Genomic DNA, 17893 nt, shown 5'->3' on the forward strand with positions numbered 1-17893 from the left:
CGTGACGACACCCCGAGCACGACGGTCACCCGAGGAGGCCCGGCGACTGATCCTCGACGCCGCGGCTTCGCTGCTCAGCGAGTCCGGCGTCGCCGCCGTCCAGATGCGCGCCGTGGCCGCACGGGTCGGCATGACCGACGCCGGCGTCGCCCACCACTTCGGCAACCGCGAAAAACTGCTCGCCGAACTCCTCCGCCACGGCGGCCGCGGCCTTCGCGACGCACTTCGCGACCTCCTCGCGAGCTGGCTGGACCACGACGCCGACCTGCTCGAGTTCGTCGAGGCCCTCCACGCTCTGTACCGGCACGGCTACGGCGAGCTCGCGGTGGCGCTGCATTCGGCGGGCTGGCGCGACCCAGGCAGCGGAATGCTCGACCCGGTCGTCGACGCCCTCCACCGGCTCCGGCCGCCCGGCAGCCCGCTCGACGACACCCGCCTCGCCGTCGCCGCCCTGCATCAGGCGATGGCCACGGAGACCCTGTACGGAAGCGATTTCCGGCGCAGCGCCGGAATCGCCGGCGCCGCGGCGGACGATTCGGCCGCCCAGGTGCGCTGGTGGGCACGCCAGCTCCACCTCGCGCTCGGCCTCAAGCCCGACGACCAGGCGGACGTGCCCCCCGTTCCCTGAAGGCCCCCTTCACGGAACTATCGGCAGCCCGCCTGACCCGTAACTCGCGTGATCAGAGGCGCGACACGCGTGTCCAGACGGACATCACACGGCGGTCGCTCGCAGGCGAGTTACGCCTCCAAGCACGCGAGTTACGCCTCTAATCACGTATGTGACGTGCGGGATCACGCGAGGCCCAAGTACATGAAGGACCCCTTCACGGCGCTAAGCGCAATGAAGGAGTCCTTCATGTACTTCACAATCCGTTAGCTAGGTCAGCGGAGTCCCTGCGAAATCAGCTCACCAAGACCTTCGACGTCGCCGAGCGCTGCTCGCAGCTCGGCGGCGTACTCTTCGGCCCCGGCGCGCAGACCCCGTTCGAGGACGCCCACGGTGTCGAACGCCTCGAAGTCCCCACCGCTCAACGCGGCGACGGACTCCTTGACGACGGCCCCCAGCAGCAGCTCCGGCGGCACCACCGGCGTTCCCTCCAGCGGCCAGACGAGGTCGTCGAGCACAGCCTGCCCGCCGACCTCGCGGACCAGGCCCGCCGCGGTGATCCCCGGTACCCGGAAGCCCTCCGGCAACACCGCGCGGACGCTCATGTTGCGGGAAAGCCAATGCAGCAGCTGCGCGTTCACCTCCACCTTGACCGGTTTCGGCGTCAACCACAGCGTGAGGTTCACGTAGAACTCGGTGAGGCGGTCGAGCACCTCACCGCCTTTCTCGAAACCCCACAGGTTGAGGTCGAAATAGTGGTGCCAAGTGGCGTCGGCGACGATTCGCCCGACCCCGGCGGCCGCACCGTCGTACACACTGGACACGCCGTAGACCTGCCCGTTGCGTTTGTCGGTGCCGTGCGCGACGATCTCGGGCTTCGGCTGGCCGACGGGCCCCGACGGCCACACGTCCGACGGGAATTGCCCGGGAATGAGCAGCTGCCCCTCGTGCATGTGGTCGGGGAAGACGGTGATCGGTCCCCGTCTGCCCTGGAACAACGGATGCGGTCTGCCGAACCGCTTCCGCAGGATCAGTTCCTGCGGATACGGGTCGAGATCGTTCGGGATCGGGTTGTCGATGTCGCTGCCCCACGGATCCGGCTGGTGGGTGTTGTGGCTGAACTCGATACTCGCGTCCGGCCGGTCGTTCCACACCCGCAGCTCACCCGCGCGCGGGACCCGGTGCCCCAGCGCCCGCCCCAGGTTCAGGTATTCGGGCAGTGACGGATCCGCTCCCGGCGGGCGCGGATTCGAGTGGTCACCGGAGATGAGCACGCCACCACCGGCGTCCATCCAGGCCCGCAGCGCCGCGACCTCCGCGTCCACGAGTTCGTTTTCCGGTTCCCCTGGCATATTGGACTGCAGGAGGCCGAAGAACCACACTTGCTCGTATCCGCCGAGAACCTCGGGAGTGAGTTTCTTGGCGGCGTGCCCGCCTTCGTGCCGATTGATCAAATCGATCTCGAACTCGGCGAAGAAAGGCTGATTCGCCAAGAGCAGATCGCGGACGATCCCCAATGAGAAGCCGCCGTTACCGGTGAATCCGACCAGATCCGTGTAGAACAGGATTCTGATCTTCGGTTTGGCGACCGGACTGACTTGATCGGCGACAATACGTTCGTCGAACATTTTATTTCCCCCTTGCGTGACGCACCATGCCGTCTCCCCGACGGTGCTGTCCCTTCCACGTATACCGGAACTTCCGCCCACGGCGGGGGCACCGGCACGGTGGCTGAGGAATCAGGGGGAATGGCGTTCGAGGGTTACGAATTCGGAGGGCGCCTTGCTGCAAGGATGCGGGGATGGGTTACCGGACCTGGATGCGGTACTTCACACCGTCCGCCGTGCACCGACGGCTGGGCTTGGTGTGCCTCGGCGTCGGGCTTCAGCACGGCGCGCTGCCCGTCGTGGGGCCACGCGTGCTCGACCATTACGTGGCCGTCGTGGTGTCCAAGGGACGCGGGTGGTTCGCCGTCGCGGGCGGGGAACGACAGGAGATCGTCGCGCCCGCGCTGCTGTGGCTCGTTCCCGGGGTCGGGCACCATTACGCGCCCGATCCCGCGCACGGCTGGGAAGAGTGTTTCGTCGATTTCGACGGCAGTGCCGTGGACGCCTACGTGGAACTCGGTTACGTCACGCCGGAGGCTCCGGTGGTGCCGCTGGGCGACGTCGAGGCCGTCCGCGACATCGTGAGCCGGATCGTGCGCTGCGCGCGAGGCGGCAACCCGCTGGCCCAGGTCGACGCGTCCGCGGCCGTGCACCATCTGCTGGTCGCGCTGCGCCGGGCCGCCGCCGGCAGCACACCCAGCGGCGGTTCCCTGCTGGAGGCGCTGGCGCACGACGCGCTGCTGCCGATCAGCGTCGCGGAGATCGCGGCCCGCCGCGGCATGACGCTGCCCGAACTGCGCACGGCCGTGCGCCGCAGCACCGAGACCGGGCTGAAGGACCACCTGCTGACCCTTCGCCTCAATCGCGCGAAGGAACTCTTGGCCACCACGCGGATGCCGGTGCAGGAGGTGGCCCAAGCGATCGGCTACGAGGACGCCGCCTACTTCAGCAGGGTTTTCACCCGCCGGGTCGGGATCTCCCCCGGCCGCTTCCGCGAGTCACGCGTCCAGGCCGTCCCCGGCGGTTGGAGTTCACGCGTTCCCCCTCCCGACGACCCGCCGCTGGTGCCGACGGATTGAGCTTGGACTTCCGCGCGGCCCCGCTTGGACTTTCCGCGCAATAAGTGCATGACCGACGCGTGAAGTTGAGCGAACTCGTTGACTTACGTGCAAGAACGTTCATAACATCGGCGACCGCCCCGCCAACTGTGGTGCGGGTCACCCTTGGGAGAGAGTCATGCGGACCCTGCCTCTTCTCGGCGCCGCGGCCTTGGCCGTGGCGGCGACCACGGTGGTACCGGTGTCGTCCGACGCCGCACCGCCGGACGCGACGTACACCATCACGGTCGACGCCAAGAAGTCGTTCAGCCCGACCACCGACACCCCGGCGAGTACCTATGTCGACAAGGACGGCACGTTCTACTTCCAGCAGGCGGCCGCGCTCTACGGCGCGGACCAGCCGCGCGAATGGGACTTCTACAGCGGACGCGATTTCGACAGCTTCACCAAGAATCCCATCAGCAGCGCGGTGAACCCGGCCAATCCCGCCGACCGCAACGACGACACGACCTGGCGCTGCAACAACAGCCCCACCGGCAAGGAATCCACGGATCCGCCGGCCGGATCGGGTTACTCGCAGCGCAACTTCTGCGATCTCGTCGGCACCTGGGTCGACCCGGACACCGGCGACTGGTACGGCCTGATCCACAACGAGTTCACGCCAGAGCCGTTCGGCGCGTATTCGTTCTCCCATTACGACGCGATCGACATGGCCGTGTCGAAGGACCAGGGGAAGACCTGGGCCATCAAGGACCACGCGATCACCTCGCCCTACAGCACGAAGCGCGGGGACACGGCGGCCTTCCCGCATCAGACGTTCGACTACGGCGACGGCGATCCGCGCCTGTTCGTCGATACCGCTTCCGGCTACTTCTACGTCTACTACGGCTCGCGCATCGTGCCGAAGGCGGGCGCCGGCGGCCCGATGGCCGGGCTGGCGCACGTCGCCCGCGCGCCGATCTCGGGCAAGATGGCGTCCGGCACGTGGCAGAAGTGGTTCAACGGCGGCTGGACCCAGCCCGGCGTCGGCGGCCGCGAGAGCAACATGGTTCCCGTCTCCGCCTCCGGCGACACCGGCTACACACCCGTCGCGGACGACTACGACCCGGCCAACACCGGCAACGTCAGCCAGCAGATCGCCGCGGGACAGCTGCCGCGCAAATCGGATCTGTTCATCATGAACATCGCCTACAACGCGCATCTCGGTCTCTACATCGGCGCGCCGGAGGCCGTGGACAGCGTCGTCCCCCAGCGTTATTACGTGACCGACGATCTGACGACGCAGAAATGGCGGCTGATCGGCGACACCGGGAGCTACACCAACCAATCCTGGTACCGCTGGTTCGTCGACGCCGCGAACAAGACGAATTCGACCATCATCGGCAAGCAGTTCCGGTCGTACTGCGCGGTGGCGTGTTCGAACAACGCGGGTGGCGAGTACACCACCCAGACCATCACGTCGTCCGCACCGGCACCGTCCCCTGTGGACACTTCGCGAAAGTACCGTATCGGCCTCGGCGACGGCCGGGTTCTCGCGCAGGGCACCGGAACCGCGACGACGTCGGTCGCGAGCACGACCGGATCCGACCGTGAAGCCTGGCAATTCTCGTCCGACGGCGACGGCTCGTACCGCGTCACCAACGCCGCCACCGGACAGCTCCTCGGCGTCGACGCCGTGCAGGCGGGCCGGGCGTGGGGCGCGAAACCCACGGTGACCTCGTCCTCGGCGGTCGGGCAGCGGTGGTTCATCATCCCGTCCATTGTGGACAAGGGAACGTTCCGGCTGGTGAACCGCTACAGCGGGCTCGTGCTCGGCCTGTCCGCCAAGACGTCGCGTCTGGCCGAGACCACACCACTGCGCTCGTGGACCGACACCACCGGGAACGCCGTCGGCGGCGGCCGGACCGCGGCCGAGCAGACGCTGAAGTTCACCGACGCGGGCGCCGGCACTCTCGGCGGGATCCACACGGTGGCCGCGGCCGGCAAGAACCTCGACGACCCGGACTCTTCGACGACCGCGGGCACCCCTCTCGTCACGTGGACACCGAACCAGGGCGCCAACCAGAAATGGCTTTTCACCAAGCAGTCCGACGGTTCCTACACGCTGACGAACACGCATTCGAACCTGTGCGCCGACGTCGAAGGCGGCGCCACCACCGCGGGCGCGCGCGTCATCCAGTGGACGTGCACCGGTGGGGCCAATCAGCGCTGGACAGCGGCGAAACAGCCCGACGGAAGTTACAAGATCGCTAGCGTCCGCTCCGGCCTGTTGTTGACGACAGCGTCCACTTCGGACGGTGCCGCCGTCACGCAACGGGCCGACACGGGCTCCGCGCTCCAGTTGTGGAAGATCGGCTGACTCGAGCGGCCCGCTCCGCCGGGGGCGGGCCGCCGGGTTGCGTTTGTGTGGCCCATCACACTCTCACTGCACGTCCTTGATCCGCGACCGTCTCCCTTGATGAGAGCACTTTCGGTGAAGAGTTCACCGGAAGCGTCGGAGGGAGAGCACCATGAACCACAACGGCATCATCCGCACCGCCACCATCACCGGCGTCGCCGCGGCGCTGAGCCTGGCCGCCGTCGTCCCTGCGCTGGCCGGCCCGCAGAGCAGTCCGCTGGCCGCGCGGTCCACCGACCCGGTCAGCACGGTCGCCGATCTCGACGGCGACGGCGAGATCGAGACCGTCACCGCCCAGCTCACCGGCGAGAACGACCAGGTCATCTCCGCCACCGTGCACGGCACCTTCACCTCGATCCACCTCGGCGCCGACAGCTCCGTCCCGCTCGACGCCCCGCGCGTCACCGACCTCAACGGCGACGGCCGCGCCGAACTGATCGTCACCCAGTCCGTCGGCGCCAACACCACCTTCTTCACCGCCCTGCACTACGACGGCCGCAACCTCCGCCAGGTCGTCGGCAACGACAGCAAGCCGCTGTCGGTCGCCGAAGGCGGCGGCGTCGCCGCCCACCTGGGTTACCAGTGCACCCCGCTCGACGGCGGTGGCCGCACCTTCGAGACCGTCGCCGCCGAAGCCGACGACGTCGGCGCCGACCCGCTCACCTACTCGGGCACGCGCACCGTTTACACCCTTCGCGACGGCGCGCTGACCACCCAGAAGACCATTCCGATCACCGCCCGCCCGGTGACCGACCCGGTACTCGGCACCGACGCCGCGAGCTGCGCCCAGACCGGAAGCTGATCACGCGTGAAGGCGCCGACGGGGCAGGCCTGATTCTGGGCGCCAGCGCGGGGGTCGTGAGTGGTAAGTGTCGTTAGAACGTCACTTACCACTCACGACCACCCAGCGGCCGTCAAGAGCCGGGTGAGGCTCCTTGCGGGAGCCCGCTCCTGTCGGCCCCCTTCCCTGCTGAGCCGAGAGAAGGGGGCCTTCACGCGTAAGTACGGCTACGGGGCGTAGGTCAGGCAGTTGGCGGCGTGGTCACCCTCGCCAGGTCCCACCCGGACACTCGATGCGGTGCATTCCAGCGCGGAATTGTGACGACAGTCGGTCCGGGAACAGGCGCCCACCTGAGCGGTCACTCGATCGAGTCCGCCTTTGGTGTTGAGCGGGACGAACGTTCCGCAATCGGCCGATCCGTTGCCGCCGCCGACCGTGATGGCGAAAGCGTGACAGCCGTCGTGGTTGTACGAGCAGCCGCTGACCGTGCATTCGTGGACAGCGGGCATTTCGGTGGTGGTCATAACGACTCCTGTATTTCGTGGTGGTGGTGTCGTTCGGTATGACCAGGGTTACACCGCCCCGTTCCCCCGGCAATTCGGGGAAATTCCTTCACGTCCGATCAGAGGTCGACCTCAAGCCGCGAAGACGCTCGGGAAACACAGCAGTACATGCGTCCCGGTGGCGCGCCGATGTCGTCGCGGTGCTCCGGCCGGCCGCCGACGACGGTGATCTCGCAACTGCCGCAAACCCCTTCGCGGCAGCCGGACTGGATCGGGTACCCCGCGTGGCGCAAAGCGTCCAACATGGACTCTTCGGCCGCGACCGGCACCGTCCGTCCTGATCGGACACAGTGCACCTCGAACGGTTCGTCGGGCGCGAAGTCCTTGGCCGCCGGCCGGAAACGCTCGAGGTGCAGCCGCTGCGCGGGGAACGCCGCTTCGGCCGCGTCGAGCATCGAGGCGGGGCCGCAGCAGTAGACCAGTGCTCGCGGACCGAGCCCGGCCGCCAGTGCGGCGAAATCGGGCCTGCCGTGCTCGGCGGTGAAGCAGAGACTCACCCGATCGCCGTACGTTGCCTTGAGTTCGGCGGCGAACGGCATGGTGGCCGCAGACCTGCCCACGTACACCAGCCTGGCCGAAGGACCCGCCGCCGCCAGCATCGGCAGCATCGGCGTGATACCGATGCCGCCGGCGATGAACAGGTATTCCGGCGCGGGCAGCAACGGGAAGTTGTTGCGCGGCAACGAAACATCGAGTGTGCGGCCCTCGCGCAGGAACAGATGGATGTACTCCGAGCCGCCCCGGCTCAGCCGGTCGTACCGGACGGCGACCCGGTAGCCGCCGAGATCGGCCGGGTCGCCGCACAGCGAATACTGCCGGGTCAGCCAGTTCGGCAGCGCCAGATCGACGTGCGCGCCCGGCTCCCAGGGCGCCAGCGGTCCCTCGGCGCCGCGCAGGACAAGCGAGACGGTGCCCTCGGCGACCGGTTCCACGCGGTCGAGAACGGTCCGTTGCATCAACGAAATCACCTCAGTACAACTGCCGATAGGCGGTTTCGAGCATGGTCTCCAGTACCACCGGATCGACCTCGAGCCCCATCTGTTCGGCGGCCATCTCGCCGGCGGACGGCAACTCGTCCGCCAGTGCCTGGCTCGCGGGATCCCAGAGCCGGGACCGGACCAGCGCGCGGCCGCAGTGGAAGAAGGTCTCCACGACCTCGACGATGATCGCCAGTTCCGCCGGTTTGCCTTCGGTGCGCATCCTGGCGAGGACGTCCGGTTCGTCGGTGGGATAGGCGCGACCGTTGACCCGGAACACTTCCCGCACGCCGGGGACGACGAACATCAACCCGATCCCGTCGTTCTCGGCGAGATTGCGGAACGAGTCGGCGAGCTTGTTGCCCGGCCGGTCGGGGATCGCCAGGGTGCGCTCGTCGAGCACCTTCACGAAACCCGGGTAGTCGCCGCGCGGTGAGCAGTCGGGCAGGCCTGTCGCGTCGGACGTCGCCATCGCCGCGAACGGGGAATGGGCGATGAACCGACGGCCGTGCCGGTCGACGCGGTCGTGGACCTTGGCCTTGATCATGGCCTCGGGTTCGCCGAGCCGGGCGCGCACCTCCTCGGGCGAAAGCCGGCGCGGACGCGTCTCGCTGGCGAGATCACTGACGAGATCACTGCTGGTCATGGCACAATTATGAGCAATTACTCAGCCTGCTCGCTACTCGCTTTCACGCCGCTTCACCGGGAGTGCCATGACGTCGGAGGAACGACGGATCCAGCCACGTAAACGGCCGCGCCAGGTGCGGGCGGAGCTGACCAGGCAGCGCATCCTCACCGCCGCTGCTCACATTTTCGCCGAGTACGGGTACGCCGCGGGGACCACGAACCGGATCGCCGAGCGGGCCCGGATCTCGATCGGCTCGCTGTACCAGTACTACCCGAACAAGGACGCGATCCTGGCCGAGTTGCTGACCCGCCACCTCGACGGCGACCGGGCCACCGAGACGCTCCGCCGGTACAAGCAGTCGCCGGAACCGCTCGAGACCATCGTCCGGGAGTTCGTGCGCACGGTGATCGACAACCATCTCGACGATCCGCGGCTGCTGCAGATCATGCTGGAGCAGGCACCCCGCTCCGGCGAACTGCTGGAACGGGTCACCCGGCTCGAATGGGAGATGATCGGTGACCTGCGGGAACTCCTCGACGGCCATCCCGAAGTCCGCGTACAGGACAAGGACACGGCGGCCAGGCTCGTGGCGTCCACCGTGGAACTGACCGTGCACCAGCTCATCGCCGCGCCCGGTTCCATCGACGTCACCCGGCTCGAGAACGAGCTCGTCGCGATGATCACCGGCTATCTCCGCGCGTGATTTTCCTGGGTTGACCAGGCGAAGAGCGGGTATTCACCCGGTGTGAGCCGAGTAAGGGACAGGATGCGTGGCATCGCCGCCCGGTGGAGGCGGAAAGGGGGGAGTCTCGCCCTGATCTGGACGTTGATCACCCTTGGCCTGGTCACGATGCTGTGGGTGTCGGGTTTCCGCACCTGGCCGGTGTACCTGATGGCGGCGCCGGGCGCCGTCGTTTCGGTGCTGCTGTGGATCGGCGTCGCCCGCACCCGCCGCCGCAAGGTCGTCCAGAAGCAGCCGAGCGGTTGAGCTATTTCGTCGCGCGCATGGCCAGCTGGTCGAACTCGCGATCCGGCAGAGTCCTGTTGAGCTCGAGGAGTTTCTCGGCGAGGTGGCCGACCGCGTAGCGCGTTTCCGGCTTCTCGGCCTCGATCGCGCAACGGATGGCATCGACGACGACGGAGGGGTCTGAGCCGTCACTGAGCCCGGTTTCGCCGTGGCGCGCCATGGCTTCCGTCATCTCCCGGTACGCCCCGCCGCCCGAGTTCTCGCGGAGCTGCGCGGCCGTCTGGTCTTCGAACTCGGTTTTGATGATGCCCGGCTGGATGATCACGACGTCGATGCCGAAGGGCTCGACTTCCATGCGGAGCGTGTCGGAGAAGGCTTCCAGCGCGTGCTTCGACGCGTAGTACCAGGCACCGAACGGCAAAGCGATCTCGCCGCCGATCGACGAGACGTTGACGATCGTGCCGGACCGCTGGGCCCGCATGGCCGGCAGAACGAGCTGGACCAACCTCGCGGGTGCGAGGAGGTTGACTTCGAGCTGATCGCGCGCGCTGTCGAGCGGCACGTCCTCGACGGCACCGTGCAGAACAGTGCCCGCGTTGTTGACCAGGACGTCGATCCGTTGCCGCGCATCGAGAACGGTGTCGACCGCGCGGCGGAGATCGTCCTCGTTCCTGGCGTCCATCTTCAGCGGATGGCCGCCCGCCGCGCGGAGGTCGTCCATCTTCTCTACGCGCCTCGCGGCGCCGTAAACGCTGTGCCCGGCGCGCAGGAGCGCCAGCGCGGTGGCGTGGCCGATCCCTGACGAAGCGCCGGTGACCAGGCATACCTTGGCCGTCATCCCGCGTCCCCCTTTCTTCACTCTCGACGAAACATTAGGACCGCTTTTCGGGCTCCTGCAACACGAGTTCACCGTTTATCGAGGTGGAAGGCATACAATCGATGCAATGACCATGGAGCTGAATGCACCAGGACCGGAGGACGGGTGCCGGGAAACCGCCTGACCCACGACGAGCGCGGGCAGATCGCCTCGGGACTGGCCGCGGGCCTCAGCTACGCCGAAATCGCCCGGCGGCTGGAACGCCCCAAATCGACGGTGATCCGCGAGGTGGCGCGCAACGGCGGCGCCCACGGTTATCGGGCGAGCCAAGCGCAACAGGCGACGCGATGGCGGGCGCGCCGCCGCAAACCCGGCCCGCCGCCCGTCGCCACGCGGACCCCGGAAACGGTGGGAGACTTCGAAACCGAGTTCGCCGAGACGATGGCCGCGACCGGCGTCCCGGCGATGATGGCCAGAGTCCTGGCCTGCCTGTTCACCGCGGACACCGGCGGCAGTACCGCCGCCGAACTGGTCGCCCGGCTGGAGGTCAGCCCCGCGTCGGTGTCCAAGGCCGTCGGCTGGCTCGAACAACGCGGCCTGATCGGCCGCGAACGCGAAGGCAGACGGCAGCGGTACGTCATCGAAGACGACTTCGGCTATCGCGCCTGGCAGGCCAGCCTCGAAGCGATGACCCAATGGGCGGAGGTCACCCGGCGGGGCGCCGGGCTGATCGACGGTCCGGCGGGTGCGCGGCTGGACGCCACCAGCCGGTTCTTCCGGCATCTGCACAAGGACATGAGCGAGGCCGCCGAACACTGGCGGCGGACGAGCCCGCGGTGACGTACCGGACACGGCAGGGCGAGCGGCCGAAGCCGCCCGCCCTGTCCGGAACGCGGTGGGTCACCCGCGCTTGAATTCCTCCCAGGTCACCTTCTTCACCTTGGGACCGTCGTCCTTGGCGTGGCTCGCCAGGCCGTTGAGCCCCTTGAAGTAGTCACCGGCCTGTGCCTGCGCCTGCGGCGACATGTCGGTGTCGCTGATCACGATCCCGTGGATGTGCTCGGCCCAGTTGCCCTGGCTGGGGGTGCGGTGCCACGCGGCGAAGCCGACCTCGCGCAGTGCCTTCACCGCGGCGGTCTTGTTCGAGATGTTGTTCACCGAGATGTCGACGGCGCCCCCGCCGTCGTGCGTGCCACCCGAGGCACCGACGCCGCCGGCGTTGTACGAGCCCTGGGTGACGGTGAACTTGACCCCTGCCTTCTTCTCCGCGGCCGCGATCATGTCGGCGGTGCGCTTGTTCACCGTCTTGCCGTCGAGGCTGGTCTTCGATCCGACGCTGATCGGCGCGGTCACGGTGTAGCGGCCCTTGCCCAGTTCGGTCAGCGAGCCCTTGCCCGGCAGCCCGCTGGCGGCGAGGCCGCTGTGCCCCAGCGACTTCTGGTACTTCTGGTACGCGGTCACCGTCGACGTGCCGAAGTGACCGTCGACCTGCTTCTTGTCGAGAAGGTTCTTCGCGGAGAGCGCCTGCTCGACCGCCTTGACGCTCTCACCGGAACCCGGCGTGATCGACTGGTCGGCCTTGTACGGATCCCACATGGCCGCCTTGACCACGGCCTCCATGTTGACCGACGGCGCGGCCACCGCGGGCTGTGCCACCGTCATCCCCAGCGCGGCTCCGGACAGAGCGGCGAACATCGCGGCGGTTGCCACCTTGCGCATGACTGCTCCTTCACTCGTCGTGCTGCTCCCTGTGAGCGGCTTGTGATCGACACTGGCCCGAGAGCGGTGTCAGCCGGAACCGCCTGTACGGAACGTCTGACGTCAAAAAGCGCAGGTTGACAGCGTTTGACAGGGCCTCGACCAGGCCGATACCGCTGGTCAGCGCGGCGATCCGGATACTCTTCGCGATATAGTCACCTGGCCGCGCAGAGTGACGAAAATCGTTGTCACATCAGACACGATCGCGAGGGGGAGCGTGCCGGAACCGCGAACAGGCGAACGGGCACCGGAGCTGGAAGCGTTCATGGCCGAGCTGCGGAAGCTGCGCACGCGGGCCGGGGAGCCGTCGTTCCGGAAGATGGCCGCGAAGTCCGGCGCGGTGTCCCACGCGACCCTGCACCTCACCGTCACCGGCAAACGGCTCCAGCCGTGGGAGACGGTCCGGGAATTCGTCCGCGCCTGCGACGGTGACGAGGAGGAATGGCACGCCAGATGGAAGGGCGTCCAGCTCGTGCTCGCCGCCGACCGTGAACCGGAGCCCGCTCCGCGATGGCGGTCCAAGCGTGTCCTGATACCGCTCGCCCTCGTCCTCGTCGCCGCGATCGCCGCCGTCGTCGTCATCCTGCTGCCCGGCGGGCAGGACGCGGCCGGACCGCCGCATCCCGGCGACTCGAGCAAGTTCATCGCCGACGTGACCATCCCCGACGACACCGTCGTCAAACCGGGCACCCAGTTCGTGAAGGTGTGGGAGCTCCAGAACACCGGGACGGTGGAGTGGCGGAAGCGATACCTGCGCCGCACCGACCTCCCGGTCGCGCCCGGCACCTGCCGCACCCCGGACCGGATCCCGGTCAACGACACCGCCCCGCAGGGGCACGTGCAGGTGACCGTCACCGTGAGCACCCCGCCGACCGCCCCCGCCGACTGCAAGATCTTCTGGAAGATGGTCGACGAACAGGACCGGGAACTCTTCCCCGCCAACAAACCGATCTACTTCTCCGTACTCGTCCGCTCCTGACCCGGAACTCACGTGATCGCCGCCCAAGCACGCGAGTTACGCCTTCAATCACGCGAGTTACGCCTCCAATCACGTGTGTGACGTGCGGGATCCCGCGTCGCCCAAGTACGTGAAGGGGTCCTTCATGTACCGGCGGCCCGCCTGACTCCGGAACTCGCGTGATCAGAGGCGCGACTCACGTGTTCAGACGGACATCACACGGCGAAAACACCTCGATCGGCCGGGAAAGTGCGCTAGCCGCGGGTTTCCCGGCTGCCTACGCTGAATCGGGCGCACGGGAACCACCAACGCCTCGGGAGTCTCCGATGAGAGCAACGAGAATCGTGTTCTGCGCCTTGTTCGCCGTCGGCGCCACCGTCCTTTCGCCGTCGGCATCGACGGCACGGACCGCGTTCACCCTGTCCAGTACCGCGTTCGCCGACGGCGGCCTCATGCCCAAAGTCCACGAGTGCACCAGCGGCGGCGGGCAGGATCCGGCCAAGAAGAACGAGTCGCCGCCGTTGGCCTGGTCGGGTGCTCCCGCCGCGGCCAAGAGCTACGCGATCGTCATGCGCGACCTCGACAACGCCAACCTCATCCACTGGGTCATCTACGACATCCCGGCGAGCACGGTTTCGCTCCCCCAGAACGTCCAGCACGTCTACCGCCCGCCGGTTCCGGCAGGCTCCAGGCAGGTCTACTACCGCGGGAGCGCGAGCCTCTACGGCTACCAGGGACCGTGTTCACCCTCCACCGTGAACACCTACGAGTTCGTCGTGCACGCCCTCGACCGGGCTTCGCTCACCGGCCTGAACTCCGGTTCGTCGACGCAGACCGCCGCCAGGGTGATCACCGCGGCATCGATCGGTTCGGCGAGGATCACCGGCGAGTCGTAAGTCCCCTGGTCACCCGTGGCAAAATCGGCGCAATGCGGATCGGGATGCTGGGCCCCTTCGAGGTACGCACGGACGACGGCGGCCTCGCCGACGTGCCGGGCGCCCGGCTGCGCGGGTTGCTGATCGCCCTCGCGCTCGAACCGGGGCGGGTGGTTTCGAAAGCGACGCTCGTCGACTGGATCTGGGGTGAACAGCCGCCCGCCGACGCGACGAACGCCTTGCAGCGCTTGGTTTCCCGGCTGCGGAAGGTACTGCCGGAAGGGGCCGTCGACGGCCAGACGGACGGCTACCGGCTGAAGGTGACGCCCGACGACGTCGACGCCGTGCGGTTCGAGCGTCTCGTCGAGAGCGCCCGCGGCGACGAGGAGCCGAAGCGGCTGCGCGAGGCGCTCGACCTGTGGCGCGGCGCGGCCATGCAGGACGTCGGCCTGCAGGAAAGCGGCGCTTTCGACGCCGCGGTCACCCGGCTCGAAGGGCTTCGCCTGACGGCGCTGGAGGACCGGTTCGACGCGGAGCTCGACCTCGGCCACGGCGCGAAACTGGTCACCGAGCTGACGGATCTGGTGGCCGCGCATCCGTTGCGTGAGCGGCTCGTCGCCGCGCTCATGCGGGCTCTCGCGGTGACGGGCCGCGACACCGAGGCTTTGCTCGTTTACCAGCGCACCCGGGAAGCCTTGGCCGACGCGCTGGGCGTCGATCCCTCGCCCGAGCTGTCCGCGGTGCACGTCGCACTCCTGCGGGGTGAGCTGGGACGCCGGGAGGAGAACCGCAAGACCAACGTGCGCGCCGAGCTGACCAGTTTCGTCGGCAAGGACACCGATGTCGCCAAGGTCCGCGAACTCGTCGCCGAGCACCGGCTCACCACGCTGATCGGGCCCGGCGGTTCGGGAAAGACCAGGCTGGCCACGGAAACCGCGCGTACCCTGCTCGGCGACCTGCCGGACGGGGCATGGCTGGTGGAACTCGCGGCCATCGACCCGGGCGGAGATGTCGCTCAAGCGACGCTCGCCGCGCTCGGTCTCCGCGACGCGCTGCTCGGCGACTCGTCGAGCGCCGAACCCGTCGAACGGATCATCGCCGCGATCCGGGAACGCGAAGTCCTGCTGATCCTCGACAACTGCGAGCACGTGATCGAGGCGGCCGCGGCCTTCGCCCATCGAGTGCTCGGGGAATGCCGCCGTCTGCGGATACTGGCGACGAGCCGGGAGCCGCTCGGCATCACCGGTGAGACGTTGTGGCATGTCGTGCCGCTGGCCGTACCGGACCGGCACGCCGGCCCCGGCGAGATCGAGTCCTCCCCCGCCGTCCGGTTGCTGCGGGACAGGGCGAGCGCCGTGCGCAAGGATTTCGTGGCCGACAAAGCCACTTTGGCCACGATGGCGCGGGTTTGCCGGGTGCTGGACGGGATGCCGCTGGCGATCGAACTGGCCGCCGCCAGGCTGCGCACCATGTCCGTCGACCAGCTCGCGAACCGGCTCGACGACCGGTTCCGCCTGCTGACCGGCGGCAGCCGGACCGCGCTGCCCCGGCACCGGACGTTGCGTGCCATGGTCGACTGGAGCTGGGAGCTGCTGAGCGACGCCGAACGGACCGTCCTGTGCCGGCTTTCGGTGTTCTCGGGCGGGGCGAGCCTGGAGGCGGCCGAACAGGTCTGCGTCAGCGAGGCCGTCGAGCAGTACGAAGTCCTGGAGTTGCTCACCGCGCTGACCGAAAAGTCGCTGCTGGTCGCGGCGGGCGACGAAGCGCCGCGCTACCGGATGCTCGGCACGATCAAGGAGTACGCCGCGCAACGGCTCGCCGAGGCCGGCGAAACGATGCTGGCACGCCACGCGCATCTGGCCTGTTTCACCGAGCTCGCCGAGGCCGCGGAGCCGATGCTCCGCCGCGCCGAACAGCTGGAATGGCTCGCCAAACTCAATGCCGAGCACGACAACATCATTTCCGCGATGCGCGGCGCGCTCGCCGCGGGCGAGGCACCGGAGGCGATGCGGCTCGCGGCGGCCTGCGGCTGGTACTGGTGGCTCAGCGGGCACCGCACGGAAGGCATGGAACTGGTCAGTGCGGCCGTCAGGACGCCCGGCGAGGTGTCCGACGACGTCGCGGCCGTGGTCTACGGGCTCGTTTCGCTGTTCGTGAGTTCCGGTTTCGCCGACGAGAACACCGCGGCGAAGTGGATCCACGAGTCGTACCGGCTGGGCATTGGCAGTGAGAACAAGCATCCGCTGCTCGGGCTCGTCGTCCCGCTGGAACGCATGCTGGCCGGGGACGAAGCGCTGTCCGCGTGGGAACCGGTGCTGGAGGACGAAAACGCGTGGGTCCGCGCGCTGGGCAGACTGCACCTCGGCAAGATGCGGATCACGCTCGGCCATCCCGGCCGGGAGGCGGACGAGTATCTCGAGCGGGCGCTCGACGAGTTCCGCGCGCTCGGCGAACGGTTCGGAATCTCGTTCGCCCTGACCGAATTGGCGGATCGCATCGCCACTCGCGGCGAGTTCGCCACCGCTTGCGAGTACTACGAAGAGGCGGTCAAGGTCGTGACCGAGGTCGGTTCGGTCGAGGACCTCATCCGGCTGCGGTCGCGGCAGGCGCAGCTGTACTGGCTGATGGACGACGAGAAGGCCTGCGCGTCCGCCATGGCCGAAGCGCGGCGGTACGCCGAGCAGGTCACGTGGCCGGGGGCGTTGGGCATGATGGCCCTTTCAGAGGCGGAACTCGCCCACTGGCGCGGCGAATCCGAGGAAGCGGCGAAGCAACTCACCTTCGCGATGACCGTGATGGGTGACGAAGCTGGCCTGGGACACGTGCGTGCCATCAGCCACGACCTTCGGGGCTACTTCGCGGACGATCTCGAGAAATCCCGTGCCCACCGGGAAGCGGCTTGGCAGGCGGCGGCCGAGGTGCGGCACGTGCCCCTGATCGCCCACATGATGGTCGGTGTCGCGGATCTGGCCCTGCGCCAGGACGATCCCGAACGGGCAGCGCGGCTGCTCGGGGCGGCCGACGAACTACGCGGACTGCCGGATCGGTCACGTCCGGACGTGGCCCGCATCGAGGAAACGGTGCTGCGCCGCCTCGGCGAAGCGAAATTCGCGGAGACGGCGCAGGAGGGCACCAAGGCGGACTGGAAGCGACTGGTCGAGGTCACGCTCGCTTCTTGAACGTCGAGGACGCCCACAGGTATCCGGCGAGCGCGATCCCGGCGCACCAGCCGAGAGCGAGATACACGTCGCCCGCGGCCGGTGCCCCGTTGAGAAGGCCGCGCAGGGTCTCGATGATCGGCGTGAACGGCTGGTACTCCGCGAACTCCCGGAGCCCGGGGCCCATCTTCTCCGCGGGAACGATGGCGCTGCTGAAGAACGGCAGCATGACCAGCGGCACCGAGGCCATCCCCGCGGTCTCCGGGGATTTCGCCGACAGGCCCAGCGCGTCGGTGAGCCAGGCCGCCGCGAAGCCGAGCAGCACGACGATCCCGACCACGCCCAGCCAGTCGAGGAATCCCGCCGCCGGGGAGAAACCGAGCAGGAAGGCCACGCCGGTGAGCGCCGCGATGGCGATCAGGTTGGTCAGCACGCTGGCGACGACATGCCCGTTCAGCACCGCGCCGCGGGAGACGTCCATGACCTTGAACCGGTTGATGATGCCCTTGGTCATGTCGGAGTTCACCGCCGTCGCGGTCGCGCCGAGCCCGTAGCAGACGGCCAGCAGCATCAATCCCGGTGTCGCGTAGTCGATGTAGTCGACGCCGACGCTGAACGCGTCACCGAACACGTACACGAACATCAGCATCATCACGACCGGCATCAGGATCGCGTTGAACACCGAGGTCGGGTTCCGGACGAGGTGCTTGAAGTTACGGCGCAACATCACCGTCGAGGGGG

17 protein-coding genes are annotated in these 17893 nt (G+C 68.1%); 10 read left to right on the forward strand and 7 right to left on the reverse strand.

Annotated elements, in window-relative coordinates:
* Position 1: 1 nt before the first annotated feature.
* A complete protein-coding gene (locus DMH03_RS34610; RefSeq protein WP_233611795.1) occupies positions 2–628 on the forward strand; it encodes a TetR/AcrR family transcriptional regulator in 627 nt (208 codons plus the stop codon).
* A gap of 254 nt (positions 629–882) precedes the next feature.
* On the opposite strand, the gene DMH03_RS34615 is transcribed toward DMH03_RS34610, so the two are convergent.
* Positions 883–2235, reverse strand: coding sequence for a hypothetical protein (locus tag DMH03_RS34615; RefSeq protein ID WP_125796216.1), 1353 nt, complete (start codon positions 2233–2235; stop codon positions 883–885).
* A gap of 173 nt (positions 2236–2408) precedes the next feature.
* On the opposite strand from DMH03_RS34615, the gene DMH03_RS34620 reads away from it, so the two are divergent.
* The 3 genes from DMH03_RS34620 to DMH03_RS34630 all read left to right on the forward strand — a co-directional run bounded on the left by DMH03_RS34620 (position 2409) and on the right by DMH03_RS34630 (position 6472).
* On the forward strand, positions 2409–3293 hold the full coding sequence (locus DMH03_RS34620) for an AraC family transcriptional regulator (RefSeq protein WP_125796217.1): 885 nt from the start codon (positions 2409–2411) through the stop codon (positions 3291–3293).
* A gap of 157 nt (positions 3294–3450) precedes the next feature.
* Complete coding sequence (locus DMH03_RS34625) at positions 3451–5631, forward strand: RICIN domain-containing protein (protein WP_125796218.1); 2181 nt, start codon at positions 3451–3453, stop codon at positions 5629–5631.
* Between the two features lie 151 nt (positions 5632–5782).
* Complete coding sequence (locus DMH03_RS34630; RefSeq protein ID WP_125796219.1) at positions 5783–6472, forward strand: VCBS repeat-containing protein; 690 nt, start codon at positions 5783–5785, stop codon at positions 6470–6472.
* A gap of 206 nt (positions 6473–6678) precedes the next feature.
* Here the strand turns inward: DMH03_RS34630 and DMH03_RS34635 are convergent, their stop codons facing one another.
* The 3 genes from DMH03_RS34635 to DMH03_RS34645 form a co-directional block, all read right to left on the reverse strand.
* Positions 6679–6975: a DUF1540 domain-containing protein gene (locus DMH03_RS34635; protein ID WP_037310991.1), complete on the reverse strand. Its 297-nt coding sequence runs from the start codon at positions 6973–6975 to the stop codon at positions 6679–6681.
* A 98-nt stretch (positions 6976–7073) separates the two neighbouring features.
* Positions 7074–7970: a PDR/VanB family oxidoreductase gene (locus DMH03_RS34640; protein WP_125796220.1), complete on the reverse strand. Its 897-nt coding sequence runs from the start codon at positions 7968–7970 to the stop codon at positions 7074–7076.
* Positions 7971–7983: 13 nt separating this feature from the next.
* Entirely contained in the window at positions 7984–8637 is a 654-nt protein-coding gene (locus DMH03_RS34645) for an MSMEG_1061 family FMN-dependent PPOX-type flavoprotein (RefSeq protein WP_125796221.1), read from the reverse strand.
* A 67-nt stretch (positions 8638–8704) separates the two neighbouring features.
* Here DMH03_RS34645 and DMH03_RS34650 point away from each other — a divergent pair, with 67 nt between their 5' ends.
* Both DMH03_RS34650 and DMH03_RS34655 read left to right on the forward strand, forming a co-directional pair.
* A complete protein-coding gene (locus tag DMH03_RS34650) occupies positions 8705–9322 on the forward strand; it encodes a TetR/AcrR family transcriptional regulator (protein ID WP_125796222.1) in 618 nt (205 codons plus the stop codon).
* A gap of 63 nt (positions 9323–9385) precedes the next feature.
* The gene (locus DMH03_RS34655) at positions 9386–9607 is read left to right on the forward strand and encodes a hypothetical protein (protein WP_125796223.1); all 222 of its coding nucleotides are present in this window, start codon (positions 9386–9388) and stop codon (positions 9605–9607) included.
* Between the two features lies 1 nt (position 9608).
* Here the strand turns inward: DMH03_RS34655 and DMH03_RS34660 are convergent, their stop codons facing one another.
* Positions 9609–10424 carry an oxidoreductase gene (locus tag DMH03_RS34660; protein WP_125796224.1) on the reverse strand — a complete coding sequence of 272 codons (816 nt, stop codon included), beginning with the start codon at positions 10422–10424 and terminating at the stop codon, positions 9609–9611.
* A 144-nt stretch (positions 10425–10568) separates the two neighbouring features.
* Between DMH03_RS34660 and DMH03_RS34665 the strand changes: the two genes are divergently transcribed.
* The gene (locus DMH03_RS34665; RefSeq protein ID WP_125796225.1) at positions 10569–11243 is read left to right on the forward strand and encodes a helix-turn-helix domain-containing protein; all 675 of its coding nucleotides are present in this window, start codon (positions 10569–10571) and stop codon (positions 11241–11243) included.
* 60 nt (positions 11244–11303) lie between these two features.
* Here DMH03_RS34665 and DMH03_RS34670 read toward each other — a convergent pair whose 3' ends face one another.
* Complete coding sequence (locus tag DMH03_RS34670; protein WP_125796226.1) at positions 11304–12122, reverse strand: peptidoglycan-binding protein; 819 nt, start codon at positions 12120–12122, stop codon at positions 11304–11306.
* Positions 12123–12378: 256 nt separating this feature from the next.
* Here DMH03_RS34670 and DMH03_RS34675 point away from each other — a divergent pair, with 256 nt between their 5' ends.
* The 3 genes from DMH03_RS34675 to DMH03_RS34685 all read left to right on the forward strand — a co-directional run bounded on the left by DMH03_RS34675 (position 12379) and on the right by DMH03_RS34685 (position 17173).
* A complete protein-coding gene (locus DMH03_RS34675) occupies positions 12379–13140 on the forward strand; it encodes an NBR1-Ig-like domain-containing protein (protein WP_125796227.1) in 762 nt (253 codons plus the stop codon).
* Positions 13141–13445: 305 nt separating this feature from the next.
* On the forward strand, positions 13446–14015 hold the full coding sequence (locus DMH03_RS34680; RefSeq protein WP_233611796.1) for a YbhB/YbcL family Raf kinase inhibitor-like protein: 570 nt from the start codon (positions 13446–13448) through the stop codon (positions 14013–14015).
* A gap of 32 nt (positions 14016–14047) precedes the next feature.
* Positions 14048–17173: a BTAD domain-containing putative transcriptional regulator gene (locus tag DMH03_RS34685; RefSeq protein ID WP_125796228.1), complete on the forward strand. Its 3126-nt coding sequence runs from the start codon at positions 14048–14050 to the stop codon at positions 17171–17173.
* Here the strand turns inward: DMH03_RS34685 and DMH03_RS34690 are convergent.
* Positions 17157–17879, reverse strand: coding sequence for an ABC transporter permease (locus DMH03_RS34690; RefSeq protein WP_370311017.1), 723 nt, complete (start codon positions 17877–17879; stop codon positions 17157–17159). The two genes, DMH03_RS34685 and DMH03_RS34690, sit on opposite strands and share 17 nt — an antisense overlap.
* Positions 17880–17893 lie beyond the last annotated feature (14 nt).

Source organism: Amycolatopsis sp. WAC 01376 (assembly GCF_003947415.1).
GTDB lineage: Bacteria > Actinomycetota > Actinomycetes > Mycobacteriales > Pseudonocardiaceae > Amycolatopsis.

Coding starts and splice junctions, on each gene's coding strand:
- DMH03_RS34615 (WP_125796216.1), bottom strand. CDS start 2,235: ATGTTCGACGAACGTATTGTCGCCGATCAAGTCAGTCCGGTCGCCAAA.
- DMH03_RS34620 (WP_125796217.1), top strand. CDS start 2,409: ATGGGTTACCGGACCTGGATGCGGTACTTCACACCGTCCGCCGTGCAC.
- DMH03_RS34625 (WP_125796218.1), top strand. CDS start 3,451: ATGCGGACCCTGCCTCTTCTCGGCGCCGCGGCCTTGGCCGTGGCGGCG.
- DMH03_RS34630 (WP_125796219.1), top strand. CDS start 5,783: ATGAACCACAACGGCATCATCCGCACCGCCACCATCACCGGCGTCGCC.
- DMH03_RS34635 (WP_037310991.1), bottom strand. CDS start 6,975: ATGACCACCACCGAAATGCCCGCTGTCCACGAATGCACGGTCAGCGGC.
- DMH03_RS34640 (WP_125796220.1), bottom strand. CDS start 7,970: ATGCAACGGACCGTTCTCGACCGCGTGGAACCGGTCGCCGAGGGCACC.
- DMH03_RS34645 (WP_125796221.1), bottom strand. CDS start 8,637: ATGACCAGCAGTGATCTCGTCAGTGATCTCGCCAGCGAGACGCGTCCG.
- DMH03_RS34650 (WP_125796222.1), top strand. CDS start 8,705: ATGACGTCGGAGGAACGACGGATCCAGCCACGTAAACGGCCGCGCCAG.
- DMH03_RS34655 (WP_125796223.1), top strand. CDS start 9,386: ATGCGTGGCATCGCCGCCCGGTGGAGGCGGAAAGGGGGGAGTCTCGCC.
- DMH03_RS34660 (WP_125796224.1), bottom strand. CDS start 10,424: ATGACGGCCAAGGTATGCCTGGTCACCGGCGCTTCGTCAGGGATCGGC.
- DMH03_RS34670 (WP_125796226.1), bottom strand. CDS start 12,122: ATGCGCAAGGTGGCAACCGCCGCGATGTTCGCCGCTCTGTCCGGAGCC.
- DMH03_RS34680 (WP_233611796.1), top strand. CDS start 13,446: ATGAGAGCAACGAGAATCGTGTTCTGCGCCTTGTTCGCCGTCGGCGCC.
- DMH03_RS34685 (WP_125796228.1), top strand. CDS start 14,048: ATGCGGATCGGGATGCTGGGCCCCTTCGAGGTACGCACGGACGACGGC.
- DMH03_RS34690 (WP_370311017.1), bottom strand. CDS start 17,879: ATGTTGCGCCGTAACTTCAAGCACCTCGTCCGGAACCCGACCTCGGTG.